Raw genomic sequence first — 20,975 nt, forward strand, 5'->3', positions numbered from 1 at the left:
TAATAAAATTGTTAAATTAGAATGAATCTGTTAGTATCAACATATAATCTTATTTTAAAAATGTGCAAAATATAATGCTATGAGAGGTAAAAGAGTTGATAGATAAAATCTTTGAAATTAAAAAAAATATAGATTTTGACTTTAGAAAATATACATACGGTAATGATCCTCTGAAATACCTTTTCGATGAATGGGTTGATTATTATAAATTGAAATATGCGATTTGCAAGGCGATTGAGCCAAAATCGATTTTAGAAATAGGTGTAAGGTATGGATATGGCGCAATTACATTTCTAAAAGCATGCCCCGATGCAAGTTATTTAGGAATTGACAACAATTCCGATACTTTTGGTGCATCAATCGGTGCCATAAAATGGGCTAAGGAGATCACAAAGGGATTTAACGTAGAATTTTTGATTGCCAATACGCAAGAATTGAAAGAATTTCCCGGTGATTATTTTGATCTTATACATATTGATGGTCAGCAAGATGGCGATGGGACTTATAGAGATTTGGAACTGGCTTTAGGGAAAGGATATTTTATATTAGTTGATGGATACTATTGGTCAAAAGAAAATATGCTAAGCTCAACATATTTTACGGAGAAATATAAAGCATTTATCGAATATGCTATCATAATCCCCGGTTATGCGGGTGAATTACTCATCAAAACAAAACCTTCTGCTAAAGATATATTTTTAAATAAATATATCAAGGGTTATCAAGACTTAAAAAATACATATGATACGGTTTATTATATGAATGATTGTGGTGGATATGATAGCTTTAAAAGATATGGCGGCAAAAAGATTACCGATGGTAGGATTTTGGCAGCAAATTATTTAGCCGATCCTCATAAAAATGATATTATATTGGATATTGGCTCGGGACGGGGCGAGTTGTCTTATCTGCTATCGAAAAAAACAAAAAAAGTGATAGGCCTGGATTATTCCGAAAGTGCCATTAATATTGCCACAGCGACATATTCTAATATGACAAACTTAAATTTCATACAAGAAGATATCCTAAAATACAATCCTGATTTTAAATTCGATAAAATATTAATGACGGATGTCGTTGAACATATAGAAGGTGATAAGCTATATCGTACCTTTGAAAAGATCAGTAAACTCTTGAATAATAATGGGATATTGATTATCCATACAGCGCCCAATAAATTAAATTATAAATATGCTTACAATAAAAAATATAAGTTGGCTAAATCGATAGGCAGTTATATTCCAAGTAACCCGAGAACATTTTACGAAGACTTAATGCATATCAATGAGCAAACACCGGCAAAACTAAAAAATAGTTTAAAAAGGTATTTCAGTAAAATATTTGTATGGACGACAAACTTACCCGACATCAAAGGTAATTTGACTCTCATACCGAATAAAACAGACCTTCTAAACCATACAAGTATTTTCGCTATAGCAACAAACAGAAAGGATTTTACCATTAATACCATAGTAAATCTCATTAGCCAAAACAAGTTAGATACTCATAATTTGAAAGTAGTTATAGAGGTAGGTGGGAATGAATTAACTCTAGCAAGAGCAGAATATTATACTGTAAATATCAAATTAACAAATTTATCAAAAGAATCTTTTAAATCACGTTTGCCTTATCCAGTATATTTGGCTTATCATTGGTATAATTTAGAGACAAACAGTTACGAAGTATTTGATGGGATAAGAACTGATTTACAAACCCCGATTGAGCCCAATGAGTCAAAAGATCTTGAAATGGATGTTGTTGCACCTGAGAGAGCGGGAAAATATTTATTACAGATTACTTTAGTTCAAGAACAACAATTCTGGTTTGAAAATATTATAGATAATTTACCTGTAGTAATCAAAGTTGAGATAATTTGAATAAAATCGAATATAAAGTTATAGATATAGTCTCTCTTTTATGAAACCTTTGCTATAGTTTTATATCCAAGAGATTTTAATACCGTTGGTAAACTTAGTTCAGGAACAAAATTTATAAAGTATAATTCGGTCCCGATCCTTTGTGTCCAGAAAAACAATTACTTTTTGTATACTTCTGAGGCAAATATTTTTGTCGGGTTTTTATGAGGCATGAGTCCCATGAGCAATACGTAATGCGAGGGGGATGTTCAGCTTGCATAGCTGTACCGTTTCTGCACAGTACCTAATTTTTTATATTTCCGACTTCCGCCTTTATAAAATTATCGTATCGTGCACTGTATATGATAAGAAAAATAATATCACTCATGTAATCCTCCGCTACCGGGAAGATGTTTTTTACTGTCTGTTTTTGTACTTTAAGGTTTGTAAACTAACCATGTCTTTTACCTGTTCGAACTCAGGATCTTTATGAACAAGTATAGCCTTTGTAGCAATGGCTGTAGCAATTATCCAGGTGTCTGCATTTGAAAGTTTTTTTGTAGCCTTTATCTCCATTGCCATCATCAGAATTTCATCACTCGCATCAACTTGTTTTAACGGCAGCAAGTCAAGATACCTCAGGAATTCTTCTGATATTGTTCTACCCGCTTTCTTCCATATTCTATAACCTGCTTCCATTCTTGTCATAAAAGAAATATGGAGCGCTGCAGGTGAACGTAATATTTTTTCCACAGTATCTGCATCTTCTTCATCGTTACAAAGAGTCAGGATAGCAGAAGTATCCAGCACAAAAGTATCAGGCATTCTTATCTCTCACACGTTCTGCTTTTCTCTCCTTTACTCTGTCCCGCAGAAGTTCTTGCGTTTTATAGGCACCTTTCCCTTTTCCTCTAAAAGCTGAGATGATATCCCCCGGTATAGGGATTATTTTCACGGTATTGCCTTCGACAACCCATTCTATATAGGATTCCGGCTTAACATCTAATCTTTTTCTTATCTTTGCTGGTATTGAAACCTGTCCTCTTGTAGTGACTTTTGTTTTCATGTATGTAAAGAAACTACATGATAAATGTAGTTATGTCAAGATGAATTAGGAAAGTGGCTATTTTAATATTTTGATGGTCGATAAAGTATACAAGCTGCTCCAATAACTTGCAAAGTTGTTTTACAGAAACTCCGGTAGCTTGCTCACACTGCTACCTCAGCAATTTCTTCTTCAATAGATGGAGTAATGGGTTACTTATGTTTTTTAGACTTTCTAAATAACCATTTATAGCATCCTGAATATTCTCAAGTGCTTCTTCTCGAGTTTTACCTCAGGAGCAGCCGCCTTTGGCGGCATAGGTGTTACTCAGAACAAAGTTAATGCATTCAGAATAACAAAACTTCGGGTTCCCGAGCGTACTCTGCGTATGATGAGAGAATCGCATCTCTCATATTATTCGTCGTTGTCTATCTCCTGTTCGGAATACCTTTCCGATCTTTTACGTTCAGTGTGCTCAAGAACCTTTTTTCTCAGCCTTATTGATAGAGGCGTGATTTCAAGCAGCTCATCGTCTTCTATAAATCCCAAGCCGTACTCGAGTGTTAGTTTTAGCGGAGGAATAAGCCTTATGGCTTCATCAGAGCCTGAAGCCCTCATGTTTGAGAGGTGTTTTTTCTTTCCCGGGTTAATAACGAGGTCCGTATCTTTGTTGTGGATACCCACTATCATGCCGCCGTATACCTTATCCCCGGGTGATATAAATAAAGGTCCTCTTTCCTGTAAGAACCACAGGGCATAGGCAACGGTAACAACCTCTTCTTTTGCAATCTGAACGCCTTTTTTCCGCGACGGCAGGTCGCCCCTATACAGGTCATATTTAGTGAATTGATGATGCATAACGACGTTACCCTTTGTTTCGAGCAAGAGTTCCGAGCGTAATCCGATAATACTTCTTGAAGGAATTGAGAAAATAAGGCGTGTCAACCCTGATGGAGTTTTGTAAGAATGGAGTAATTCTCCTTTTCGTGAACCGGTCTTTTCCATAATCCTGCCAAAATAATCATCCGTCACTTCGATAGTGAGTTCCTCTATTGGTTCCATGACCCTGCCTTCAACGTTTTTCAATATAGCCTTCGGCATACCTACCTGAAATTCGTATCCTTCTCTGCGCATCGTTTCAAAAAGGATTGATAGATGCAGTTCACCTCTGCCGGCAACATCAAAGACATCAGGGCTATTTGTTGAGGTGACTTTTAAAGACAGGTTGGATTTTACCTCTTTTTTCAATCTTTCACTTAAATGCCTTGATGTGAAAAATTTACCTTCCCTGCCTGAAAAGGGGCTGTTGTTCACAAGCATCTGTACGGAGATTGTAGGTTCTTCAACCTTTAATCCTGCAACATGCTGTATGCCCTCTTTCTGTGAAACGATAGCTCCTATGTCATGTGTATCAATGCCTGCAATGGCTATAATATCGCCGGGAGCTGTTTCGTTGATCTCAATTCTCTGCAGCCCTTCAAACGTAAACAATTTAAGGACCTTTTTTGTAATGGGCTCATGATCCCTGGGGTAGATATACACCTCTTCACCCGGATGCAGTCTACCGCTCTTTACCTTACCTATGACCATAGGGCCTATATACTGATCGTATGCAAGCTGGCTTATCATCATTTCAAAATTTTCATCCATATCTATTTCAGGATACGGGATACTGCTGATGATTGCATCAAACAAGGGCTTCAGGCTGCTCAACGGCTTATCCATTGACAGTGTTGCGGTGCCATTTCTTGCGGATGTGTATATAACAGGGAAATCAAGCTGGGATGAGTCTACCACGAGATCAAGAAACAATTCGGATACGGCATCAAGGACCTCTTGTGGTCTTGCCTCGGGTCTGTCTATCTTGTTGATAACGACAAGCGCCTTAAGCCCGCTCTCAATTGCTTTTCTAAGCACAAACCTGGTCTGCGGCATTGGACCGTCTATTGCGTCAACAAGTAGGAGTACCCCATCAACCATCGAAATCGCCCTTTCAACCTCTCCGCTGAAATCAGCATGCCCCGGCGTATCAACAATATTGATCTTGTAATCGTTGTACCTGATAGATGTATTCTTTGCCAGGATCGTTATCCCTCTTTCCCTTTCAAGCTCAAAAGAGTCCATCACCCGTTCAACAATCAACTCGTTGCTGCGGAATATGCCTGCCTGTTTAAGCATGGCATCCACAAGGGTTGTTTTCCCATGATCTATATGCGCTATGATCCCTATGTTCCTGATTTTATCTGCCGATAACATTATCCTGCCTTTAATTTATATTTTAAATAAAAACGATAAAGGGTGGGTTAAAAACCACCCTGCTTCTTAACACCTTGGTCCGCCTGTAGGTGGCAATTCATAAATTGCCACTTGCAGGTCTCAGGAAATATATTATTATAATAGGGTTTTATAAATATGCAATGATATTGTTTACATCATCAAGATTTGTGGAATGGGATCAGTAACCTGTATTATCGGAAAAAATAAAATCAATGTCGTGCTGTTTAACCTTCGAGGGTTTGAACATCGTTCTTTTACCTTTATTTGCAGCCTTTTTAAGGTTTGTGCCCGCGCCGCCCGTATTTAATACCTTTTCATAAAGGCTTAAAGCCTCCTGGCGGTTTCCGAGTATATCGAGTGTCCTTGCTTTCCAGAGAAGGTTTACAGCTATTCTATGAGGGATATCCGGCATTGTTAGAGCTTTTTCAAACGCGTCTAAAGCCTTATCGTACATGCTTGTTTTTAAGTACAGTTGTCCTTTTAACATAAAATAAATAGGCTCTGTTTGATCCTCGCGTGTAAGCTCCTCCATCTCTTTGAGCGCATCTTTTATGTTATTATGATAAAAATACTTTTGATACGCCTGTTCATAATGCTCTTTGAATACGTTAAAGTTATGAGAATTGGCGTAAGGATGCGGAGGTTTTATATCGAGCAGCCTTAACTCTCCATCCATCCAGCTCTTAATGTCCATTCCGATATAATCCGAATGGTTTGTGGGTGCATCGCCCTGTGCTACCCATACCTTTAATTCTTCCGGTTTGAAAACATACGAGCCCACATTATGAATAGCCATGATGGTGCTGCCAAGCGCTCTTTCCCTGCGTGTGAAATATTCCAGATGATCCCCGAGCAGCATAATCATGTCCTGCTCATTAAACTTACCGTTCTTCTCTTTTATTATTTCCTCAGCCCTTTTATATCTTCCAATCGTTGATGCAGTGGTTGATACGTTATAATCGTACTCTCTTTTTTTAAGCAGCTCTGTATTGTAATGGTTAGTATTGATAATATAGTTAGAGACAGCTTGCCTTGAAGCAACATATCTTGATGATGCCTCTATCACTCCCGCTTTTCCATGCCTCGCATCAGTTACGGCTATGCCCCATCCTGATGAAAATTTGAATGATTTTGCTATCCGTATTGCATCTTCCATGCTTTCTGCATTTCTCAGTATCTCGTTTAATATATTCATAATAGGCGTTGAAAAGCTCGAAACATCTTTTGAAAGCATTATGTGCAATGCACAGGTAATACCCGCCTCATTTATACCCGTTATACCTCCGCCAAACACACCCAGAAAGCTAAAAGCTGCATACTTCATTCCTTTATCTGGTTTATACAAAAATACAGCTGGATAGCTGTCCATAGAGTGATCATCGAAGAAATCAAGATTTCTGCCGTAAATAAAGCTTCCATCATAAGTTTTATTACCCCAGACACCAACACTTGTACAACCGAAATTTAATGCAGCAATCGAGTTTGCTCTTGTACGGGATAAACCTCTTGACAGCAGCATCTGTAATATATCCGGCATTGCAACCAGCTTTTTCAACAGCTCTACGGACTCGCCGCTTCCGTCTGAAAAGCCTTTTATTTCATCGATCATCCATGTGGTGTAACGTTTTTTCAGGTTTGAAGAGAGTATTTCGACATAGCTCTCAAATAGTTTTTCAGCCTTTTTTGATAAGAATTCCGTTGGAACCATATCTTTAATACCAAGCCTTAACACCCTTAGAAATCTTGCAAAAAACAGTATTAGCCCTTTTACATAAAGCTCCTGAGCAATTACACCATGCTGATAACCCATGTCATAGGCACTTCCATTTAATGTTATGAGATTAATCCTGCCAACCTTTTTTATTCTGCCCTCCGGCAGAGAGCTGAATTCTATGGGTGTAAGGAGTTGTGCTGCCGTCATTTGTTATCACCATTCTTTATTAACTTCCACACATAAACTATTGTGACGGCACCAAATATAACACTCGCCAAATTTATAAGAACTTCAAAAAACATGCCCATGTTCATATCAAGATATGTTCCGTTCTCGAGATTATACAGTATGTCCATGCATCCGAGGTAAACGAAAGTTCCACCCGCGACAATGCCCCATAGCACGCCTTTCAAATCCTTTTTTACAAGGAAATAAGCGGATAAAAAGAACGCAATACTCATCCACAGGTCTGCAGCTACAAAGCTTCTCTCATAGATCATATAACACTTATCATTTGGGAATGATTGAACGCTATTTGGTACAAATAAAAACAGTATCCAGTAAACAATGGTTAGAATTCCAACCACGACCTCGAGAGCTATAAACGTTTTTGATGCATCTCTTTTTAACATATGCCATCCTCCTTCATTTTATATTTTTAAAAGTATTTCTTGCATTTAATGAGCTTCTTGCAAATGGTGCTGCCTGAACAGATCCGAATCCAAGTTTGTACGCATATTCTTCAAGCATTTTAAACATCTTCGGGTGCACATAAGTTTTAACATCCATGTGTGATTCTGTCGGCTTCAGGTACTGGCCGATCGTTAAGATATCACATCCAGTATCCTTAATATTTCTGATAAGTTCTTTTATCTGGACTAAATTCTCACCAAGTCCAAGCATAAAGCCCGATTTTGTCACAATCTTTTTATTCAGCCGTTTGATCTCATCAAGAACATACAGACCGGTTGCATAATTTGATAATGGCCTTACCACCGGGTAAAGATCAAGCACCGTTTCCATATTATATGCAATGACCTTTGGTCCTGCATCAACGATGGCTTTGAGAGGATCATCTTCTCCATTAAAATCTGGGATCAATACCTCTACGTCTATATCGTTTGCATTAAGAAGTTCTATTGCTATTACGAACTGTTCAGCACCTCCATCCGAAAGATCATCCCTTGTAACCGAGGTTATTACCGCGTAATCACTTCCAAGCCATTTAACGGTGCTAAGGATTCTCTCAGCCTCATACTCATCAACACTATCCGGTATGCCCTTTGACACATTGCAAAACATGCACCGCCGTGTGCAATTGCTGCCAAGTATCATGAATGTTACTTCTTTATGTGCATAACAGGTCCATCTATTAGGACATAACGCACCTTCGCATACTGTATTTATGCCATGTTCAACAAGATAATCGGAAACGGTTGCAATGCTATTTTCATTGTAATTTACGGTTATCCATTCCGGTCTTTGCATAAAAACCTATCCTATAAACCTATCAGGCAGGTAACCAAGCTGTCTTGAGAACCTTGATACAAGGGTCATCTTAACAGACTCTATGTCAATCATGTTTTTTGTCTTAAGAACAAGGTTTGTAACCCTTTCATTATCTCTGCCGCATGTTTTGATTGCATTGAACGGATTCAGATCATTAAATATATTAAGAGCAGCGCCATGAACAAGCACGCCATGCTCTACACTCATCCCGAAAAATGCAATCTTTTGATCATCGATCCATGCTCCCGGTTCATCATGCCGCGTTGTTTTAAGCCCAAATGTGCTTAATGTGCTTTCCATTACATCCATCATCTTAAATAAGATATCTATTGGATTGTCTGTAACCTTGATCACAGGATAAACCACAAGCTGTCCTTTGTTATGAACAACAGCTTTACCTCCACGGTCTGCATGAACCACGGGAATGTTGTGTTTATCTATATATGCCTTATCAACAATACTTGAATCATCCCCATCCCTGCCGATCGTAATCACTGTCGGATGTTCAACAAGTAAAAGCGTATCATCCTCTATTCTTTCTACATCGGCTCTTACCCGTTCCATTACTTCTATTGCATCACTGTACGTCATTATACCCAGGTCTATGATATTTAGTTTTTTCATCATTAACTCTTGTCCCTTGTTTTCATACATACAGAGTCTTACATACCATTGCAAGTATTTGTTCACATATACGTTCGTTGGCATTTGTTACATCTGAGCGATTAACGCACTGCATGATAATCAATGCTTGTAAGCCTATATTGCCTGTGATAGTTACAGATTCAGATTGGCAAATACATATGCTATGCTGAAATCAATAGAGGAATAACAAATATGAATCCGATATTAAATGCTCTGATTTTTATTTTTGGATTGATCCTTGGAAGCTTTTTAAATGTTGTAATATACAGGCTTCCAAGACATGAATCCATTGTTTATCCATCGTCGCATTGTCCATACTGCAGTGCACACATAAAACCTTATGACAATATACCTCTGTTGAGTTATGCCATACTTGGAGGTAAATGCAGATCATGCGGTAAACATATATCCTTGAGATACCCATTTGTAGAACTGCTTGCAGGACTTTCGGGTGTTGCGATTTATCTTAAATACGGGCTCGGCATCGACTGGGTATTTCTGTTTGTCCTCTCTTTGAGTCTCATCACGATAATTTTCATAGACCTTGATAATAGAATTATCCCGAACGTGATCACCTATCCAGGCATTGTTATAGGATTTGCATCAAGTTTTTTTATGACTATAAATACGGTAACTGGTTCGGTCTTAGGCAGTGTAATAGGCGGGGGTGTGCTGTATGCGACGGCATACTTGTATAAAGCGATAACAAAGCAAGAAGGCATGGGTATGGGAGATGTCAAGCTCATGGCAATGCTTGGTGCATTTCTTGGATGGCAGGCATCGCTTTTTATTATAATAACAAGTGCTTTTGCAGGCTCTATTTTTGGTATTGCTCTTATGCTGTTAGCCGGCAAAAACAGGAAATACGCAATACCTTATGGGCCATTCATATCTATGGGTGCATTCATTTACCTTTTTTACGGGCAATATATTATACAGATTTATCTTAGGTTCATTGGTTATGATTAGAAGGTTAAGGGCAAGGATCGTACTTATTGAAGGTATGATTATAGGTATAGCCCTTTTGCTGATGGGTATTATCCTGTACGAATTACAAAAACAAAACATGATAATACAGTTTCTTGATGATACCTCACAAATATATAACCTTGTTCAAGGAAGTATTTATTATGGTTATAACAGCGCTGAAAAGGTTGTAGAGTCTTTTCAGAACAAAACAGGGATGTCCATGGTTCAGCATATTATGCTTCTCGATCGCCGGGAAAATGTACCGGAGCATATCAAAATAAAATTCAAGCCTAAAGATATGGCATTAATAGCAAAGGATATTGATGACTGTAAAGAAGGATTTTTCCATGGATCGGGGATGAGGCTTATAAAGATATATCCAATGAACATATCAAAAACACAATGTAAGAGTCTGCTCATCACATCCAGCAACAGATATATAACAGGAAGGCTTTTATTGCTTATGGAGATTATCAGCGCCTATATGCTGTTTAATTTTTTAATCCTCACTGCGATTGGCTGGTTTATTATAGACAGGTACACGGCTGCCCCTTTGCAGGCCCTTGAAACTGCTGTGCAGGAGATAAGCGGCGGAGAGTATTCAGAGATAAAATACATGCCTCATTCAAAGGAGCTTGCGAACGTTATAAAAGCATTTAACGCAATGGTAAAGATTATTATGTCAAAGGAACAGATATTAAAGAACAACCTGAAAGAGCTGAAAGAAACACAGCAGTTTGCAATAAAAAAAGAAAGGCTTGCAGCCATCGGAAACCTTGCATCAGGCATATCGCACGAGATAGGCAATCCTGTAAGTGCTATCATAGCAATGCTTGAGATCCTGAAAAATGATGAGATCAAAAAGGATAAAGGGGATATGATTCAGCGGTCTTTAAATGAGGCTTACAGAATAGATGCACTTGTAAGGCAGATGCTATTATATGTAAGGCAGGCATCCGTTAACATAAGTGATGTCAATGTTAAAGCTGTTGTTAATGACGCACTTTCAGCAGCGACTTTAAATAGATCAATGGATGGAATTGACGTTTTGGTGGATGTAAACCAATCTCTAACTTACAGGATCGATTATGAAAAACTCAGGCATATACTTATTAACCTTATATCAAATGCTTTAGATGCAATGTATGATAGGGGAAGGATTGTAATAAAGGCAGGGATTACAGCCGACGGCATCTCAATAGAGGTATCCGATACCGGAGAAGGCATAAAAGCGGATTACCTTGACAAGGTATTTGAGCCGTTTTTTACAACAAAGCCATCGGGTAAAGGCACAGGTCTTGGGCTTTCCATTGTTAAGAACCTTGTTCAGGACCTTGACGGCGATGTAACGGTAAAAAGTGAACAGGGCAAAGGAACGACGTTCATTATAAGATTATAGAATTTACACTGAGTACATTTTTCTGTAATCCGTATGTTACAATCAAGGTATACAATAAACAAAAACACATGGAGGTGTAAAATGAAAAAAATAAGTTTAAAACTAAAAAGCGGATGGTTGATGCTGAAAACGGATATGAAAACAGGGTTGTTAAAGCTAAATCATACTACGGGTATTCTGACAGGGGCTATTTTAATAGGGTTTGCACTGTTTACCGGTAATGCGATTGCAGGGCCAATGCTCAATGGTGCCGGTTCTACATTTGCCTATCCTTTTTACACAAAATGGTTCTATGATTACAATAAAGAAACGGGTGTGAGGATTAATTATCAGGCAATAGGAAGCGGTGGAGGCATACAGCAGCTTTTTGCAAGGGTTGTTGATTTTGGCGCAAGTGATAAGCCGCTCGATGAAAAAACACTCAATGGGCACGGCTTGATACAAATGCCGACAGCAGCAGGTGCTGTAGCGATTGCGTATAACATACCCGGTGTTGGCAACGGCTTAAAATTTACGCCCGGGCTTATAGCCGACATCTATCTTGGTAAGATCACAAACTGGAGTGATCCGAGGATCAAGGCTGTAAATCCTGATGTAAAGCTTCCTTCATTGGCTATAATACCCGTTCACAGGTCGGATGGCAGTGGAACAACAGCCATATTTACGGCATACCTTAGTGATGTGAACAAAGAATGGGCAAAAAATATAGGGCATGATCTGTCTGTTAACTGGCCTGTTGGTATAGGCGGAAAGGGAAACCCGGGTGTTGCAGGATTTATTATGAAAGCAAGGGGCAGCATAGGTTATGTAGAGTTCGCTTATGTGCTGCAAAATAAAATAACCTACGGACCTGTAGAGAATAAATCGGGCAGATTTATACTGCCAAGCCTTGATTCCGCAAAAGATGCAGCAGCCACCCTTAATAAGATTCCACCAGATTTTAATGTAATGTTCGTAAATCAGCCCGGCGTTGATTCTTATCCTATAGCAGGATTCACATATCTTATTGTCTATAAAAATCAAACTAATCCGGTAAAAGGAAAAGAACTGGTTAAGTTCCTTCACTGGGCTTATTCTAAAGGTCAGACAATGCTTGCACCACTTGGCTATGTATCTATACCCAACAACATCATTGAAAGGATAAAGAGAGAGATCAAAGAAATAAAGATTAAGTAATGAATTGTATGGGCGGGTTTTGACCCGCCCATACTTCCCTCCAGATCCCACTGTTTAAAAGTGAAATCAAATTTGATTGTTGCAGGTTTGATCATTTCCCAGCAGGGATTTTAAGAAAACCTTGTTTATGCCGCCTGCTTTGTAGTATGAATGACCTATGAAGGATTCTAAAAATAATAAACGGAGTAAGAACGGTGTGTTTAAGCTGTGGGGTGGCAGGTTTGAACAGGAGCCGAGTGAGGTAGTAAGCGGATTTACCAATTCGCTCCTGTCCGATATGAGGCTTGCGGTTTACGACATAAAGGGCGGCATGGCACAGGCAGAAGGCTTACTGCATGCTGGTATATTTGATCCATCCGAGTACAAAAGAATAAATGATGGCCTGGGGAAGATAGAGCTTGAACTACTTACAGGCAGATTTGTGCTTGATAAAAAAGATGAGGATATACATACTGCTATTGAAAGGAGGCTGCACAGCTTGATAGGAAATACTGCTTATAAGCTTCATACGGGCAGGAGTCGCAATGATCAGGTTGTTACCGCATTCAGATTGTACCTTCTTGATAATATAAAGGATACCGTCTCAAAACTTTTAAACATCCAGTCTCTCATTTTGTCTCAGGCTTCAAAACATCTTGGTATCCCAATGCCCGGATTTACACATACGCAGCACGCACAGCCGGTGCTTTTAAGCCATCACCTGCTCGCCTATGCAGAAATGTTCAACAGGGATATTGAAAGGCTTTTCCATGCATATCATTCTACATCCGTTATGCCGCTCGGATCCGGTGCGCTTGCCGGCACCCCGTATAACATCGACAGGATAGCAATGGCAGAGTTGCTTGAGTTTAAAGAAATAAGTGGCAACAGCATTGACGCTGTTTCTGACAGGGATTTTGCCATTGATACGACCTACGCATTAAGTATTTTGATGATGCACCTCTCAAGACTCTCGGAGGAGCTTATACTGTGGTCAACCGATGAGTTTGGTTTTGTTTCTCTGCCTGATTCGCTTACAACCGGCAGCAGTATTATGCCTCAGAAGAAAAACCCGGATGTTGCCGAATTGACAAGAGGTAAAACAGGCAGGGTTTACGGATCACTTATAAACCTGCTTACAATGATGAAGGGCCTGCCGCTTTCATATAACAGAGATATGCAGGAGGACAAACCGGCCGTGTTCGAAGCTGTGGACACTGTAAAGACCATACTTGAAGTATGGGCACCCGTGATAAGCGGTTTGAGGTTCAATGCAGGAAGGTTGAATGAATCCCTTTCTCAGGGTAATCTGCTCGCAACCGATATTGCGGATTATCTTGTGAGACAGGGCATGCCGTTCAGAAAAGCGCACGAACTTACGGGCAGGATTGTGCTGTATGCGATCAAGAAAGGCGTGGATGTGGCATCATTGGATTATGAAGCTTTTAAGGCATTTTCACCGCTGTTCAAACCTGATATAAGGCATACGATTGATATCAAAAATTCTATAAATAGCAGGGCCGTGTATGGTGGTACCGCCGAGAAGCAGGTAAAGATTGCTATGTTAAGGCTCCGGAAGAGGATCAAGCATTATATGGAGCTGCTCAAAAGTTTATAATCAAAGGGTTTCCCCGGCATTCACGCCGGGATAAATAGTCTGTGCTGCTATTCCCGCGAAAGCGGTAATCCTGAGCATGTTTGCCAATGCGCTCCGGTATAACTGATACCTCGTTGCCTGCGTGGAGATGTTCAGGGGAAAACTCTTTTGTCCTGATAAAAGTTGAGTGCATGCGGTGCATTCCCTGTTGACAATTGCATAACAAAGATATATATTGTTATTGATATTTAATTTTTATGAAAGATGAACTTAAAATAGCGAAAAGGCTGTTGGAGGTGCTCCCTTCGTCAATGGCACGTATCAGGAACGAGATGAGATCCTGCATTCCCCGGGAGCTTAGCGTCGCGGATTTCAGGATACTTGGAAGCATAGTACGTGGGAAAACCCTTGTGAGTGATATTGCAAAGTATCATGGAGTCAGCCAGCCGTCTATGTCAAGGAGTGTGGAAGGTTTGGTTAAATCAGGGTTCATTGAAAGAAGCCGCGAATCCTCTGATCGAAGACGGTCTCCGCTAAAGCTAACCTCCAGAGGCACTGCTCTGTTTTACAAGATCACGGAAGCTACGGAGTATAGTCTGAGTAAACAAATTTCGGCTCTTGATTATGAAAGCCGGGAAGTGCTTTTACATGGTTTGATTCAACTCGAAAAACTTTTTTTCCCGGAGCACAGTATCGCTTCCCAAGCCATAGAGAAAGGAAAAACATGACAGAACAAACTACCGTAACTCCACCCTCCGGCAAGAGTATGGATTTTGATGATACTGAAAAAAACGCTGCACCCAACTCACCGGCAATAGAAACAAAGGGGCTGACTATGCGGTTTAAAGATTTTACTGCTGTGGATGCGGTTAACTTAAAAATCCCCCGCGGAGAAATCTTCGGTTTACTCGGGCCTAACGGTGCGGGCAAGACCACCACGATCAAAATGTTTACAACACTGCTAAAACCTACAGCAGGAGTTGCAATTGTTGCAGGTCTTGATGTAAGTGCCTTCCCCTCTGGGGTTAGGAAAAGGATCGGGTACGTGCCTCAGATGCTTTCGGCCGACGGGGCACTGACCGCTTATGAGAACCTCATGCTTTCAGCCAAGCTTTACGGCATGAAAAAGCCGGATCGAAAAGGAAGGATTGCTGATGCAATCAACTTTATGGGACTGAATGACTTCTCGCACAAGCTTGTGAAGACCTATTCGGGCGGAATGATACGGCGTCTCGAGCTTGCACAGGCAATGCTGCACAAACCTGAGGTCCTGTTCCTTGATGAACCGACGATTGGACTTGATCCGGTAGCCCGCAGGGTCGTCTGGGAAAGGCTTATTGCATTGAAGGAGGAATACGGCATTACCATACTGATTACAACGCATGATATGGAAGAGGCGGATCAACTGTGCGATGAAATTGCTATTATGCATCAGGGCAAAATCGCGGCAACAGGGAGTCCTGCAAGTCTGAAAGCCTCGGTGGAGGCTGGTGCAACCCTAAATGATGTGTTCGTATACTACAGCGGGGGATCAATTGAAGAAGGAGGGAATTACCGTGATGTCAGAAAAACAAGAAGAACAGCAAGCCGGATGGGTTGATTCATTTTTCCCGATCAGGTTTCTGAAAGAAAGCCTGGCAATTGCGGAGGTTGAATTGAAAAAACTTATACGTGATCCAATCGAACTGTTTACCCGTGCGGTTCAGCCGGTACTATGGATAGTGATCTTCGGAGAGGTCTTCAGCAGGGTTCACGGCATACCTACCGGTAAGATCAGTTACCTCGCATTCATAACCCCCGGCATTCTTGCACAAAGCGTTTTATTCAGTGCCATTTTTTACGGGATCGCGGTCATATGGGAAAGGGACTTAGGGATCATTCACAAACTGCTGGTGAGTCCTGCACTGCGCGGCTCACTCGTTTTTGGGAAAGCGATCTCCTCCGGATTCAGGGGATTTGTTCAAGTGGTGATTATTTATTTTCTCGCTATTGTCATGGGGATAGACCTTCGCTGGCAGCCATACGCCCTGATTGGTGTTTTATTCAGCGTTGTCGTGGGATCAGCGGTTTTTTCAACATTCTCGCTGATCGTAGCCTGTATAGTAAAAACGCGTGAGAGGTTTATGGGGATCGGTCAGCTTCTGACAATGCCTCTTTTCTTTGCAAGCAATGCAATTTATCCATTAACACTGATGCCTGTGTGGCTGCAGTGGTTTGCCATGTTAAATCCACTGACTTATCTTGTAGACTCGCTTCGCGGTCTTATGATCGCAGGCGGGCACAGTGTCCATGGATTAGGTGTTGACTTTGGAGTAATGCTGTTTGTTTTTATAATCTTTCTTCTGATAGCCGACAGATTATACCCCACACTGGTACAGTGAGCATGAGACAACATGCCGTCGGGCAATTATCACATTGGCGTAGGACATAAATACCGGTATTTTATTGTAGGGGCAACCCTATTGGTATGTTCAGCAGACACGCACGTCGGCACGGATGAATCGCAGCGTGGAACGGGCAAACATGTTCCCTGTCGCTTTTTTTGGTAAACCAAATTACGGGATCGAGATCATGCATGTTAAAATGCGACTCTTGGTTAGCAATATGCATGATGAGCTTGACAAAATAACATGTATGATTAAACTTCTTTCAAAAGCCGGAGTGGCGGAATTGGTAGACGCGCCAGATTCAGGGTCTGGTAGCTGAAAGGCTGTCAGGGTTCAAATCCCTGCTTCGGCATATCTGACCGGTATGGATATCGAGATAAAAAATATTTATAAAGCATTGCCCGAAACAGCAAAGAAAAATCTCGTGACAATAGGGGATATTGCTAATGAGCTTAATACCGATATTTTCCTTGTAGGCGGACCTGTCAGGGATTTCATCCTCGGTAAAAAAAGTATAGATCTTGATATAGCAGTACCGGATGACGGTATAAGATTTGCGACCATTCTTGCAAATAGAATAAACGGCGACATTAAAGTTTACAGAGAACGGTTGACCGCAACCGTGATTTTACCGGATCTTAATACGATTGATGTTGCTACACTAAGGAATGAAACGTATGATTATCCCGGGTCTCTGCCGGCAGTAAAACCGATCTCTGATATTGTAACTGATCTTTCAAGAAGGGATTTTACCATCAATGCAATGGCCATAAAGCTCAACAGTAAAACAACTTCATCTCTTGTGGACCCTTTCAACGGCTATAACGACGTTCATTCCGGTATCATAAAGTTCCTTCACAATAAAAGTTTTATAGATGATCCAACCCGTATATTAAGAGCCATAAGGTTTGAGATAAGGCTGGGGTTCAGGATAGATGAGCAGACATTAAAAGCTTTAAAAAACGCCATTGCGAGTAATGCTCATAAAACTATAAGTGGACAAAGATACATTAAAGAGATAAATCTTTATCTGGATGAGACAAAGCCGCTCAGATATTTAGAAAGGGCTTATGAACTCGGTATCATGACGGATATTATTCCCGATCGGGGATCTTTAAAAGAGGTGAAAAATTTTTTCGATAAAATAGAAAATGAAAAAAAGATAAAAAATGAACATAAGAAACTGCTCTTATTCTCCGCAATGTTTTTGCACAATACTCCCAATGAGATTACCAATAAAGCAAATTACTTTGGCATGACCAAAAAGCAGAAAAGTACAATAATAGATACAAAATTAATTCTGAATGTATTAAAGAATGAACCCGGAAAAATCGAGAGCGTAATAAAAAGATACGGTGATCATGCTAAATTACTTGCGTACATTGTTAGTGATAATAAAATACTTTTTTCATACATAAAAAATGAGCTGGCAATCTTATCAAAAGACGTATCTTAAACGTTTGCACAAACAAATAAAGCGCAAAATTATCCTATACGCTATCCTTGCGTTTATGATAAGTCTTTCGCTCAGCCTTTATATCGGAATGAGAGAACATGCCGCTAATCCTAAGCCGAATAAAACAGAACAAACGAAAGTCAAATCGCAATTCACCTCAACAGTACAGCCTCAGATAGCATCGGGAATGCCACCCATAACAGAGATCAAAAGTGTGTCGTCTTATCATTTAAAGGAAAACAATATCGAAAGATGGATCAAATTTATAATGAGAGAGTACCGTGTAAAATACGGTGCGGTTGTAGCCATTGATATAAAGACGTGCAAGCCCATTGCGATAGTGAACATTGGTAACGGATTCTCTGTTTTTAAAGCTTACCCCGCAGCCTCACTCGCAAAACTTATTACAGCAGCTGCCGCTATTGAACTGCATCATATCCCGTCTTATGCATTGTTTTATTATGACTCAAGGAATTCATCTCAAAGTATCGGAGCATTAACCGATGGTTATGATTACGGTAAAAAGAGTATAACTTTTTCCATCGCTTTAGCAAAATCAAATAATCCCGTATTTGGAAAACTGGCACTTTATAAGATCGGCGCTGCGAATCTGCAGTCTTATTTTGACAGATTTTATTTTAACAAAAGTTTGGGGCCTTCATTCATAGAACACAGTACTGCCGTAGTTGGTGACAGTGGGGATGATATCGCATTAACGGGTGCGGGTTTAAATACCGGTGTTCTTTTAAGTCCATTCCATGCAGCCCTTATTGCACAGGCAATAGGCTCTGGAGGCAACATGTGTGTGCCGTATACGCGGTTTGATAACCGCGTTCAGATTAAAAGGAGAATTATAGCAGCATCAACTGCTAAAGAACTCCTGAATATGATGAGATTTACAATAACAAAAGGTACATCAAGAAGGGCATTCTACAACAGGCGGGGACACTATATACTTGCAAATATCTCTGTCGCAGGGAAAACCGGTTCTATTCATGGAACCGGGCCAGAAGGTGATTACGAGTGGTTTATCGGTATAGCCCCTGTGAACAATCCGGAAGTTGCAGTTTCTGCGCTTGTTGTGAATGGAGAAAAATGGACGGTAAAAGGTTCTTATCTTGGTGCACAAACATTTTTCGCATATTTCTTTCCTGATGCAGTAAAAAAATTACTAAGATAGTTTGAACCCATGATTTCAATATGCAAACTCGGGAAGACAATACAGATCGCGGTACACGGCATACCGATCGCACGTATACAGGAACTGGTTTGAAACCCACCCACTCTTATAGACCACAGCATTCCGGGTTAAACAGGGCTAATGCTTTTCTGTGGCAGGCAGCCAGAAGTTAACCTGCTGAACTTTTTCTAATGCCATTATCAGCTTGCCGATCTCTTTCCTTTCTTCTTCATCAGTGATTGGCTCTACCTCGGAGATATCAAGACCGGCTTCGTTTTTAGCGCCCTTCCAGTTTTTAGAATAACCTATAACGATTGCAAAACCGCAGCCGCCTACCCCGCAGCATGAGGTGTCAAACATACTATATCCTGTATTGTAATACACTCTTCTGGATTTATATTCTATGAATTTTTCCTTTTCTATAGAATAATGCCCTGAGATTGCCGTTATCTCTTCTCCAAGCTTTGGATGAATGTAAAAATGCAAATCCATGTCCTCACCTTACTTTATAATATAATACCTTTATTGAATTAATTCAGGGACGAGGCTACCACGCCACTGCTTATTAAAATTACGCCCCTTCTTTACCTACAATAGCTATGCTGACTATATTCATAAAGGGGAATCCCCCGAGGTTATGCGTAAGGCCTATCCTTGGCTCTTTTAGCTGTCTTTCACCCGCTCTGCCATGAAGCTGTAAATACATTTCGTAAAGCATTCGTAAGCCCGATGCGCCGATAGGATGTCCAAAACATTTTAATCCGCCGTCTACCTGAGCAGGAATTCCACCGCCCTTTAGATCGAAAAAACCATCCATAACATCCTTAACTGCTTTGCCTCTCTGGCATATTTGTAAATCTTCATAAGTTACAAGCTCTGTGATAGAGAAACAATCGTGAAGCTCCATCATGCTTATCTCTTTTCTCGGATCTTTAATCCCGGCTTCTTCATAAGCTTTAACCGATGCTTTTGAAGTACTCACAAAGTAAGTACTATCCCATTCATTGTACTGCATTTCTTCCCCGTTACTGAGTGCGATTTGTAGTGCTTTAACAGTAACCAGATCTTTTTTGCCAAGCTTTTTTGCTATTTCTGGCGTTGTGACAATTGCCGCTGCAGACCCATCACTAACTCCACAACAGTCATAAAGTCCGAGTGGATATGCAACCATTGGTGAAGATAGTGCCTGTTCCTCTGTAATTGGGGTCCGTAAATGTGCCTTTGGGTTCAATGCACCATTGGCATGGCTCTTAACGGATATGTGAGCGAGTGCCCTTTTTAATTCGTCAATGGAATATTTATACTTGGCAGCGTAAGCCGTGGCAAGCTGGGCAAATGCACCAGGTGCGGTCATATTTGGCATCCATAACCAGTTTAATGTTCCGCTGTTTGAGCCTGAATTCGGCAAGCCTCCGTATCCAACATCTTTGAGTTTTTCAACACCGAGTGCAAGGGCTATATCATAAGCACCGGAGGCAACTGCATAAACCGCTCCTCTGAATGCCTCTGTACCGCTTGCACAGAAGTTTTCAACCCTTGTAGCGGGGATATTTGGTAAGCGCAGGGTTATAGATAGAGGTAATGCACTTTTGCCTATGTGTATTTCATCAAAGCAGTCACTAAGCCATGCAGCCTGAATCATGTTTTTTTCTATACCGGCATCCTGTAAAGCCTCTTCGAAAGCCTCTACCATCAAATCTTCCGCGCTTGCATTCCACCGTTCTCCAAACTTTGTGCAACCCATCCCGATTATTGCTACTTTATCTCTAATACCTGTTGGCATATA

At 40.4% G+C, this 20,975-nt stretch carries 19 protein-coding genes and 1 tRNA gene; 11 read left to right on the forward strand and 9 right to left on the reverse strand.

Translation table 11 applies throughout. From position 1 onward, the window contains the following. The first annotated feature begins 95 nt into the window (after nucleotides 1-95). The gene (locus M1381_04735) at nucleotides 96-1,877 is read left to right on the forward strand and encodes a methyltransferase domain-containing protein (GenBank protein ID MCL4478393.1); all 1,782 of its coding nucleotides are present in this window, start codon (nucleotides 96-98) and stop codon (nucleotides 1,875-1,877) included. Nucleotides 1,878-2,273: 396 nt separating this feature from the next. On the opposite strand, the gene M1381_04740 is transcribed toward M1381_04735, so the two are convergent. From M1381_04740 to lipB, 7 genes are all read right to left on the reverse strand, one after another. Next, nucleotides 2,274-2,681 carry a PIN domain-containing protein gene (locus M1381_04740; GenBank protein ID MCL4478394.1) on the reverse strand — a complete coding sequence of 136 codons (408 nt, stop codon included), beginning with the start codon at nucleotides 2,679-2,681 and terminating at the stop codon, nucleotides 2,274-2,276. Beyond that, nucleotides 2,674-2,922, reverse strand: coding sequence for an AbrB/MazE/SpoVT family DNA-binding domain-containing protein (locus tag M1381_04745; protein MCL4478395.1), 249 nt, complete (start codon nucleotides 2,920-2,922; stop codon nucleotides 2,674-2,676). Before M1381_04745 ends, M1381_04740 begins: the two co-directional genes overlap by 8 nt. Before the next feature lie 393 nt (nucleotides 2,923-3,315). Continuing rightward, nucleotides 3,316-5,157, reverse strand: a complete 1,842-nt coding sequence (gene typA, locus M1381_04750; GenBank protein ID MCL4478396.1) for a translational GTPase TypA — start codon at nucleotides 5,155-5,157, stop codon at nucleotides 3,316-3,318. Between the two features lie 199 nt (nucleotides 5,158-5,356). Then, nucleotides 5,357-7,099: a C45 family autoproteolytic acyltransferase/hydrolase gene (locus tag M1381_04755; GenBank protein MCL4478397.1), complete on the reverse strand. Its 1,743-nt coding sequence runs from the start codon at nucleotides 7,097-7,099 to the stop codon at nucleotides 5,357-5,359. Further along, the gene (locus M1381_04760) at nucleotides 7,096-7,524 is read right to left on the reverse strand and encodes a hypothetical protein (protein MCL4478398.1); all 429 of its coding nucleotides are present in this window, start codon (nucleotides 7,522-7,524) and stop codon (nucleotides 7,096-7,098) included. The genes M1381_04755 and M1381_04760 overlap by 4 nt, the downstream gene beginning before the upstream one ends. Before the next feature lie 13 nt (nucleotides 7,525-7,537). Then, on the reverse strand, nucleotides 7,538-8,380 hold the full coding sequence (locus M1381_04765; protein ID MCL4478399.1) for a lipoyl synthase: 843 nt from the start codon (nucleotides 8,378-8,380) through the stop codon (nucleotides 7,538-7,540). Nucleotides 8,381-8,386: 6 nt separating this feature from the next. Next, nucleotides 8,387-9,025, reverse strand: coding sequence for a lipoyl(octanoyl) transferase LipB (gene lipB, locus M1381_04770; GenBank protein ID MCL4478400.1), 639 nt, complete (start codon nucleotides 9,023-9,025; stop codon nucleotides 8,387-8,389). A 213-nt stretch (nucleotides 9,026-9,238) separates the two neighbouring features. Here lipB and M1381_04775 point away from each other — a divergent pair, with 213 nt between their 5' ends. The 10 genes from M1381_04775 to M1381_04820 all read left to right on the forward strand — a co-directional run bounded on the left by M1381_04775 (nucleotide 9,239) and on the right by M1381_04820 (nucleotide 19,189). After that, on the forward strand, nucleotides 9,239-10,015 hold the full coding sequence (locus tag M1381_04775) for a prepilin peptidase (GenBank protein ID MCL4478401.1): 777 nt from the start codon (nucleotides 9,239-9,241) through the stop codon (nucleotides 10,013-10,015). Continuing rightward, nucleotides 10,008-11,414 (forward strand): HAMP domain-containing histidine kinase, encoded by a 1,407-nt coding sequence (locus M1381_04780; GenBank protein MCL4478402.1) that lies wholly within the window; start codon nucleotides 10,008-10,010, stop codon nucleotides 11,412-11,414. Before M1381_04775 ends, M1381_04780 begins: the two co-directional genes overlap by 8 nt. Nucleotides 11,415-11,495: 81 nt before the next feature. Beyond that, nucleotides 11,496-12,590 carry a phosphate ABC transporter substrate-binding protein PstS gene (pstS, locus tag M1381_04785; protein MCL4478403.1) on the forward strand — a complete coding sequence of 365 codons (1,095 nt, stop codon included), beginning with the start codon at nucleotides 11,496-11,498 and terminating at the stop codon, nucleotides 12,588-12,590. Nucleotides 12,591-12,747: 157 nt separating this feature from the next. Next, nucleotides 12,748-14,187, forward strand: coding sequence for an argininosuccinate lyase (gene argH, locus M1381_04790; GenBank protein MCL4478404.1), 1,440 nt, complete (start codon nucleotides 12,748-12,750; stop codon nucleotides 14,185-14,187). A 290-nt stretch (nucleotides 14,188-14,477) separates the two neighbouring features. Further along, entirely contained in the window at nucleotides 14,478-14,894 is a 417-nt protein-coding gene (locus M1381_04795) for a MarR family transcriptional regulator (GenBank protein MCL4478405.1), read from the forward strand. Nucleotides 14,895-14,932: 38 nt separating this feature from the next. Continuing rightward, the gene (locus tag M1381_04800; GenBank protein MCL4478406.1) at nucleotides 14,933-15,766 is read left to right on the forward strand and encodes an ATP-binding cassette domain-containing protein; all 834 of its coding nucleotides are present in this window, start codon (nucleotides 14,933-14,935) and stop codon (nucleotides 15,764-15,766) included. Then, nucleotides 15,726-16,547 carry an ABC transporter permease gene (locus M1381_04805; protein ID MCL4478407.1) on the forward strand — a complete coding sequence of 274 codons (822 nt, stop codon included), beginning with the start codon at nucleotides 15,726-15,728 and terminating at the stop codon, nucleotides 16,545-16,547. Before M1381_04800 ends, M1381_04805 begins: the two co-directional genes overlap by 41 nt. 274 nt (nucleotides 16,548-16,821) lie before the next feature. Then, nucleotides 16,822-16,905 (forward strand) — tRNA-Leu (locus M1381_04810). A 12-nt stretch (nucleotides 16,906-16,917) separates the two neighbouring features. Then, complete coding sequence (locus M1381_04815; GenBank protein ID MCL4478408.1) at nucleotides 16,918-18,009, forward strand: hypothetical protein; 1,092 nt, start codon at nucleotides 16,918-16,920, stop codon at nucleotides 18,007-18,009. Between the two features lie 55 nt (nucleotides 18,010-18,064). Beyond that, nucleotides 18,065-19,189, forward strand: coding sequence for a penicillin-binding transpeptidase domain-containing protein (locus tag M1381_04820; GenBank protein ID MCL4478409.1), 1,125 nt, complete (start codon nucleotides 18,065-18,067; stop codon nucleotides 19,187-19,189). Nucleotides 19,190-19,327: 138 nt separating this feature from the next. Here the strand turns inward: M1381_04820 and M1381_04825 are convergent, their stop codons facing one another. Further along, nucleotides 19,328-19,681 (reverse strand): hypothetical protein, encoded by a 354-nt coding sequence (locus tag M1381_04825; protein MCL4478410.1) that lies wholly within the window; start codon nucleotides 19,679-19,681, stop codon nucleotides 19,328-19,330. Nucleotides 19,682-19,760: 79 nt separating this feature from the next. Next, a complete protein-coding gene (locus tag M1381_04830) occupies nucleotides 19,761-20,972 on the reverse strand; it encodes an acetyl-CoA acetyltransferase (GenBank protein ID MCL4478411.1) in 1,212 nt (403 codons plus the stop codon). Nucleotides 20,973-20,975 lie beyond the last annotated feature (3 nt).

It is taken from the genome of Deltaproteobacteria bacterium (genome assembly GCA_023382265.1).
In the GTDB taxonomy this organism is placed as follows: Bacteria; JAMCPX01; JAMCPX01; order JAMCPX01; family JAMCPX01; genus JAMCPX01.

Bases quoted from the DNA above. Each gene is read 5' to 3' on its own strand.
- lipB (MCL4478400.1), bottom strand. From the start codon at position 9,025: ATGAAAAAACTAAATATCATAGACCTGGGTATAATGACGTACAGTGAT.
- M1381_04805 (MCL4478407.1), top strand. From the start codon at position 15,726: ATGTCAGAAAAACAAGAAGAACAGCAAGCCGGATGGGTTGATTCATTT.
- M1381_04745 (MCL4478395.1), bottom strand. From the start codon at position 2,922: ATGAAAACAAAAGTCACTACAAGAGGACAGGTTTCAATACCAGCAAAG.
- M1381_04800 (MCL4478406.1), top strand. From the start codon at position 14,933: ATGGATTTTGATGATACTGAAAAAAACGCTGCACCCAACTCACCGGCA.
- M1381_04820 (MCL4478409.1), top strand. From the start codon at position 18,065: ATGATAAGTCTTTCGCTCAGCCTTTATATCGGAATGAGAGAACATGCC.
- M1381_04830 (MCL4478411.1), bottom strand. From the start codon at position 20,972: ATGCCAACAGGTATTAGAGATAAAGTAGCAATAATCGGGATGGGTTGC.
- typA (MCL4478396.1), bottom strand. From the start codon at position 5,157: ATGTTATCGGCAGATAAAATCAGGAACATAGGGATCATAGCGCATATA.
- M1381_04795 (MCL4478405.1), top strand. From the start codon at position 14,478: ATGGCACGTATCAGGAACGAGATGAGATCCTGCATTCCCCGGGAGCTT.
- M1381_04760 (MCL4478398.1), bottom strand. From the start codon at position 7,524: ATGTTAAAAAGAGATGCATCAAAAACGTTTATAGCTCTCGAGGTCGTG.
- pstS (MCL4478403.1), top strand. From the start codon at position 11,496: ATGAAAAAAATAAGTTTAAAACTAAAAAGCGGATGGTTGATGCTGAAA.
- M1381_04780 (MCL4478402.1), top strand. From the start codon at position 10,008: ATGATTAGAAGGTTAAGGGCAAGGATCGTACTTATTGAAGGTATGATT.
- M1381_04825 (MCL4478410.1), bottom strand. From the start codon at position 19,681: ATGGATTTGCATTTTTACATTCATCCAAAGCTTGGAGAAGAGATAACG.
- M1381_04765 (MCL4478399.1), bottom strand. From the start codon at position 8,380: ATGCAAAGACCGGAATGGATAACCGTAAATTACAATGAAAATAGCATT.
- M1381_04740 (MCL4478394.1), bottom strand. From the start codon at position 2,681: ATGCCTGATACTTTTGTGCTGGATACTTCTGCTATCCTGACTCTTTGT.
- M1381_04755 (MCL4478397.1), bottom strand. From the start codon at position 7,099: ATGACGGCAGCACAACTCCTTACACCCATAGAATTCAGCTCTCTGCCG.
- M1381_04815 (MCL4478408.1), top strand. From the start codon at position 16,918: ATGGATATCGAGATAAAAAATATTTATAAAGCATTGCCCGAAACAGCA.
- M1381_04775 (MCL4478401.1), top strand. From the start codon at position 9,239: ATGAATCCGATATTAAATGCTCTGATTTTTATTTTTGGATTGATCCTT.
- argH (MCL4478404.1), top strand. From the start codon at position 12,748: ATGAAGGATTCTAAAAATAATAAACGGAGTAAGAACGGTGTGTTTAAG.